General features: G+C 60.2%; 6 protein-coding genes. All 6 read left to right on the forward strand.

Annotation, left to right across the window (positions count from 1 at the left end; translation table 11 throughout):
* A partial coding sequence (gene gnd, locus VGL70_18095; protein HEY3305437.1) for a decarboxylating 6-phosphogluconate dehydrogenase occupies positions 1–699 on the forward strand: 699 nt, incomplete at its 5' end.
* Between the two features lie 7 nt (positions 700–706).
* A complete protein-coding gene (gene zwf / locus VGL70_18100; GenBank protein ID HEY3305438.1) occupies positions 707–2,227 on the forward strand; it encodes a glucose-6-phosphate dehydrogenase in 1,521 nt (506 codons plus the stop codon).
* Between the two features lie 73 nt (positions 2,228–2,300).
* Positions 2,301–3,287 (forward strand): glucokinase, encoded by a 987-nt coding sequence (gene glk, locus VGL70_18105; protein ID HEY3305439.1) that lies wholly within the window; start codon positions 2,301–2,303, stop codon positions 3,285–3,287.
* Between the two features lie 130 nt (positions 3,288–3,417).
* Positions 3,418–4,152: a 6-phosphogluconolactonase gene (gene pgl, locus VGL70_18110; GenBank protein HEY3305440.1), complete on the forward strand. Its 735-nt coding sequence runs from the start codon at positions 3,418–3,420 to the stop codon at positions 4,150–4,152.
* Positions 4,153–4,318: 166 nt separating this feature from the next.
* Positions 4,319–4,699 carry a hypothetical protein gene (locus VGL70_18115; protein HEY3305441.1) on the forward strand — a complete coding sequence of 127 codons (381 nt, stop codon included), beginning with the start codon at positions 4,319–4,321 and terminating at the stop codon, positions 4,697–4,699.
* Positions 4,700–4,860: 161 nt separating this feature from the next.
* Positions 4,861–5,595: a class II aldolase/adducin family protein gene (locus VGL70_18120; protein ID HEY3305442.1), complete on the forward strand. Its 735-nt coding sequence runs from the start codon at positions 4,861–4,863 to the stop codon at positions 5,593–5,595.
* Positions 5,596–5,756 lie beyond the last annotated feature (161 nt).

The following is a 5,756-nucleotide window of genomic DNA, read 5'->3' on the forward strand; positions in this document are numbered from 1 at the left end:
GGCGATCCGGTCGATCATACGATTCAGGCGCTGCTTCCGGAGCTCCAGCCGGGGGACACGATCGTCGACGGCGGCAACAGCTATTATAAAGATACGCTCCGGCGGGCCGAGTCGCTCAGGGAAACCGGCATCCATTATATAGATGTCGGCACCAGCGGCGGCATTTGGGGTCTTACGGAAGGCTACAGCCTGATGGTCGGCGGCGACGGCGAAGCCGTCGAGCGGCTGAAGCCGATTTTTCAAGGGCTCGCGCCCGCGCCGGATAAAGGATGGGGCCATGTCGGTCCGAGCGGCGCCGGGCACTTCGTGAAGATGATTCACAACGGCATCGAGTACGGGCTGATGCAGGCCTTCGCCGAAGGGTTCGCTCTGATGGAAGCCAAGACCGAATTCAGGTTCGACCTTCATCAGATCGCCGAGATCTGGCGCCACGGCAGCGTGGTCCGCTCCTGGCTCCTGGATCTGATTGCCGCCGGCCTCGCCGAAAACTCTAAATTGCGCGGCATCGCGCCGCACGTGGAGGATTCCGGCGAAGGACGCTGGACGGTCACGGAGGCGGTGGACCTCGAGATCTCCGCGCCGGTCATCACGCTGTCTCTGCTGCAGCGCTTCCGCTCGCGCGACACCGATTCCTTCGCCGATAAGCTGCTCGCCATGATGCGCCACGAGTTCGGCGGCCATCCCGTCAAAAAGGAGTGACGACGTGATGCCCGCGCCGTACGACGGAACGGAGAAGCAGGAGCCTTGCGCTCTGGTGATTTTCGGCGCGACCGGCGACCTCACCAAGCGCAAGCTCATTTCCGCTCTGTACAGCCTGACGCTGCAGCGCCGGCTGCCGGAAGGAATGGTCATCGTCGGCACGGCGCGGAGCGAAATGAGCCATGAAGAGTTTCGCCGCAAGATGCGCGACGCCGTCGGCGAATTCGCGCGCGGCGGGCCGAGCGACCCCAAGGAGTGGGACCGGTTTGCCCGCGACCTCTATTACCTTCCCGCCAATCATCGCGAGCCGGAAAGTTACTTGAGGCTCAAAGACTCGCTGAGTCATCTCGAGAGCAAATACGCCACCGGCGGCAGAAGAGTTCTCTACCTGGCGATTCCTCCCGATCAGTACGGCCCGGTGATCCAGCAAATCGCCGCCGCGGGGCTGGCGGGCCGGCACGCGCGCGCGGGCTGTTGGACGCGGGTCGTGATCGAGAAGCCTTTCGGCACCGATCTGGAGACGGCGCGGGAGTTGAACCGCCAGGTGCACGAGGCTTTCGACGAGAGCCAGGTTTACCGCATCGACCACTACCTGGGAAAAGAGACGGTGCAGAATATTTTAGTCTTTCGCTTCGGCAACGCGGTGTTCGAGCCGATCTGGAACCGGCGCTACGTGGACTACGTTGAGATCACCGCCGCGGAGACCGTCGGCATCGAAAGCCGCGGCGAGTACTACGAGCGAGCGGGCGTGATTCGCGATATGTTTCAGAATCATCTCTTGCAGCTTCTCTGCCTCACGGCAATGGAGCCGCCGGTCGCCTTTGCCGCCGATCCCGTGCGCGACGAAAAGGCGAAAGTGCTGGGGGCGATCCGGCCGATCTCGCCCGCGGACCTGGACGAAGTGGTCGTGCGCGGCCAGTATGAGGCGGGCGCCGTAGCCGGGAAGAAGGCGGCCGGCTACCGCGAAGAACCCGGCGTCGCTCCGGGCTCCGCGACGGAGACGTACGCGGCCTTGAAACTCTCGATCGATAGTTGGCGCTGGGAGGGCGTGCCGTTCTATCTCCGCTCGGGCAAGCGTCTCGCCAAGCGGGTCACCGAGATCGCCATTCACTTCAAGCGGCCGCCGCTGCTGCTTTTCAAATCGTGCTCGGTGGATAAATTGAATTCCAACGTGCTCGTGATGCGCATTCAGCCGGACGAAGGCATTTCGCTCACTTTCGAAGTCAAGCCGCCGGGTCCGGAGATTTGCGTGAACTCGCTCTGCCTCGACTTCGATTACGAAGCCGCCTTCGGCGCGGCGTTGCCGGATGCCTATGAGACGTTGCTGGTGGATTGCATCCGCGGCGACTCGACGCTTTTCATCCGCCAGGACTGGGTCGAACTGGCGTGGTCGATTCTTACTCCTCTCCTCCAAACAGGACGGGCGACGCGAAACGGAGATCTGGCAGGCTACCCGGCCGGGAGCTCGGGTCCCAAGGAAGCGGATGAATTTATCGAGAAGGACGGGCGCGAATGGCGAAGGCTATAAATAGTTTCGAGTTCCGCGTTCCGGGTTTCGAGTTTAATTCAAAACTCAACACTCAAAATTCAAAACTCTGACTGTGATCCTCGCTGGCGACATAGGCGGCACCAAGACGAATCTCGCTCTGTATTCCGTTGAGAACGACAAGCTCGTTCCCTCGGTCAAAAAAAGTTTTCCCAGCAAAGATTATCCTTCGCTCGAATCCGTCCTGCGGGAATTCCTGGCCGGCTCGACGGCGCCGATCACCGCCGCCTGTTTCGGCATCGCAGCACCCGTCATTGCGAACACGGCCAAAACGCCGAATCTCTCCTGGTTCATCGACGGGCACGAAATCGCGCGCCGTCTGAATTTGAATTCCGTTGCGCTGCTGAACGATTTGGAGGCTGCGGGCTACGGCGCGTTGACGCTCGATGCCGGCGAGTTTCTGACGTTGAATGCCGGGAATCCCGAGCCGCAAGCGAACATCGGACTCATCGCCGCGGGCACCGGGCTGGGCCAGGCGGTGCTCTGTTGGGCCGCTAGCGGCTATCGTGTTTTGGCGTCGGAAGCCGGCCACGCGGATTATGCGCCCAGAACTCCGCTGGAGATGGAATTGCTCTCGCACCTGATCCCGCGCTTCGGTCACGTCAGCTACGAGCGCGTCGTTTCCGGACCCGGCCTTTTCAATATCTACTCGTTTCTTAGAGACGCGAAGCATTTGGCCGAGCCCGAGTGGTTAAAAGAACGTTTGGCCTCCGGGGATCCCGGCGCCGTGATTTCACAAACCGCTCTTGCCAAGGAAGCGGAGATTTGCGTCCAGGCGCTCGACCTGTTCGTCGCCGCATACGGCGCCGAGGCGGGCAACCTCGCGCTTCGAGCGAAAGCGCTCGGCGGCATTTACGTTGGCGGCGGCATCGCGCCGAAGATTCTGCCGAAGCTCGTCGACGGCGATTTTCTGCGCGCCTTCACCGATAAGGGCCGCTACAGTGAATTTGTCTCGCGCGTTCCCGTGCACGTCATCTTGAACGAGGAGGCGGCGCTCCGAGGAGCCGCTTCTTTCGGGGCGATGCAATTGCAGAGCACATAATGCTGACCATAAAAACCCTCACCCCTTCCCTCTCCCGCCGGGTGAGGGAATTGAACTGAGATGCAGGGAAAGTATGAAACGGTTGGCAAATCATAGATAGGGGCGGTTCGCGAATCGCCCCTACATCCTGATGAAAGATTTCGAACGCATCGTCTGTAAAGATATCGCCAAGCTGAGCGCGCGCGTTGCGCTGGAATTTGTCCGGCTGGCCAATCGGAGCGTCGCCACGGGCGGGCGATTTACCGTCGCGCTTTCCGGCGGCTCGACGCCAAAGTCGCTGTATTCTCTGCTCGCGAGCGCCGAGTTTCGCGCGCGGGTTCCCTGGGGCCAGAGTCATTTTTTTTGGGGCGACGAACGTTCGGTCCCGCCGGATCATCCGGACGGCAACTATCGCATGGCCTTCGAAACCCTCCTCTCCAAAGTTCCGGTGCCGAAGGAAAACATTCACCGGATCGAGGCGGAGCTGGAACCGGAAGTTGCCGCCGCTAAATACGAGCGGACGATTCGAGATTTCTTTCGGCTCTCGGGCGCGGAGCTGGCGCGCTTTGATTTGATTTTGATCGGCCTCGGCGACGACGGCCATACCGCCTCGCTGTTCCCCGGCAGCGAAGCGTTGAACGAGACCATCCGGCTCGTCGTTGCGACGTACGTTGAAAAACTGAAGAGCTATCGCATCACTCTGACGCTGCCGGTGTTGAATCCCGCGGCGAATATTTTTTTTCTCGTCGCGGGAGAGAGCAAGGCGGCGGTACTGAGAGACGTGCTGCAGCGATCGAAGGACCTGCCCGCGCAGCGGATCGCTCCTCAGAATGGACGGCTGGTTTGGTTCCTCGACGAAGCGGCCGCTTCTTGTTTGCAGAGTTAACGTCCTTGGGTTGATCACCCCACGGTAAAATTTTCACCCGCTACTACCTTTGGTATCAGCGCCTCCGGCGAAAATGCCTGATTTTAGGCAGTTCCGGCTGGCATGGCCATTGCGAAATCAAACGATAGGCAGCGACGCTGCCTAAAATAATAGAATGGAGGTTTATATGAACAAATACAAAAGACTCGTGCTGGGCGGATTGTTGGCGGGATCCCTTATCGGTCCAACCTCACCGGCGATCGCTCAGTCCTGGGAATTCGTCAACGATCGTTACACCCGTGAAGACTTGATGAACGACCGGAGAGAAGTTCGCCGTGACCAGCGGGTGCTGGACCGCGCCAATGAACAGTTGTTGCTGGACCGAGAAATCCTCGACCGCCATCTCCGCCAGGGAGCCCATCCGCGGACGATTGCGCAGGACCGCGAAAGGGTCCGCGAAGGCGAGGCGAGAGTCCGCCGTGCCGAGGCGGAACTCAGGCACGATCGGCGGGAGCTGGCGGAGAATTACTGGGAGTGGCGACGTGATCGCGACAGCAGGTTCGACTGACGCTTGAGCGTCAGGTCGTCGAAGTTAAAATAGCGGTACAGGCCCGGCCGCCGGATTTCCGGCGGCCGGGCTTTTTATTGCCTCACGGTTGCTCCTTTCGCTTCAGTCGTGCTAATGGTTAAAAACTTTTTCAGTTCAGAGTCCACGGAGGAATCGTCGCGATGGCGAAGAAAAAAGGGCGGAGCACCGCAAGTCCAGCGGAGAAAACAATATCAGATGACGTGCTGTTCGGCGCGCGGGTTCTCCTGCGCGAGCTGGAAGACGTTTACGGCCACGTGAGCGGGCGGCTGCCGCCGGAGTCGAAGCGCGAAGGACTGCTCTTCGCCCGTATGCGCATCGCGCCGAAGCCGCTCGATCCCGACGAAGTCATGGAGCTGGATTTTTCCTGCCGGCCTGTCAAAGGGACGCAGCACGTCTCGGGCGAGACCTTTATCCATACGGAGATCTACAAGGCGCGGCCCGACGTCGGCGGCGTGGTGCACGCGCATCCTTTTCATGCCGTGACGCTGTCGGCGACCGATCGAAAACTGCATACCTTTCATCCGCCCTCCATACCTTTTGGCAAAGGAGTCCCTTATTTTCGCAGCAACCTGATCTATAGCGCAAGCGACGGGCGCGAGGTCGCGGAAACTCTCGGCCAGGGCAAGGCGGTGATCTTGAAAAATCACGGCGCGGTCACGGTCGGGTGCGACGTGGCCCAGGCGGTGGTGATGATGTACTACCTGGAGAAAGCCGCCTATGCGCACCTGATGGCCGGGAAGGAATTGGCTCAGTGGGAGCCCGATGAAACTTACTTGAAGCTATCGGATCAGTCCTACAAATTCGTCTGGCGAACCTGGCATTGGGAGTTGGAGAACGGCGGCGTGATGAACCGCTGGGAGCGGAAGCGTCGCTGAGACATTTGCCCCTTCGTGACCTTCGTATGCAGCCTATACGGTTGCTTGTCTAGCCGGTGAAAGTCCGGTCGCGGGAATTGGTTGTTTGCCCGCGTAGTGATACTCGACACCCCCTTAAGGGGTGACCCAGGAGGTGAAAGCTCGAATGTAAACGCCCTTGC

It is taken from the genome of Candidatus Binatia bacterium, from assembly GCA_036504975.1.
Classification (GTDB): Bacteria; Desulfobacterota; Binatia; order UBA9968; family UBA9968; genus JAJPJQ01.

Excerpts from the sequence above, each read along its gene's own strand:
- zwf (HEY3305438.1), top strand. The coding sequence starts at position 707 with ATGCCCGCGCCGTACGACGGAACGGAGAAGCAGGAGCCTTGCGCTCTG.
- pgl (HEY3305440.1), top strand. The coding sequence starts at position 3,418 with ATGAAAGATTTCGAACGCATCGTCTGTAAAGATATCGCCAAGCTGAGC.
- VGL70_18115 (HEY3305441.1), top strand. The coding sequence starts at position 4,319 with ATGAACAAATACAAAAGACTCGTGCTGGGCGGATTGTTGGCGGGATCC.
- VGL70_18120 (HEY3305442.1), top strand. The coding sequence starts at position 4,861 with ATGGCGAAGAAAAAAGGGCGGAGCACCGCAAGTCCAGCGGAGAAAACA.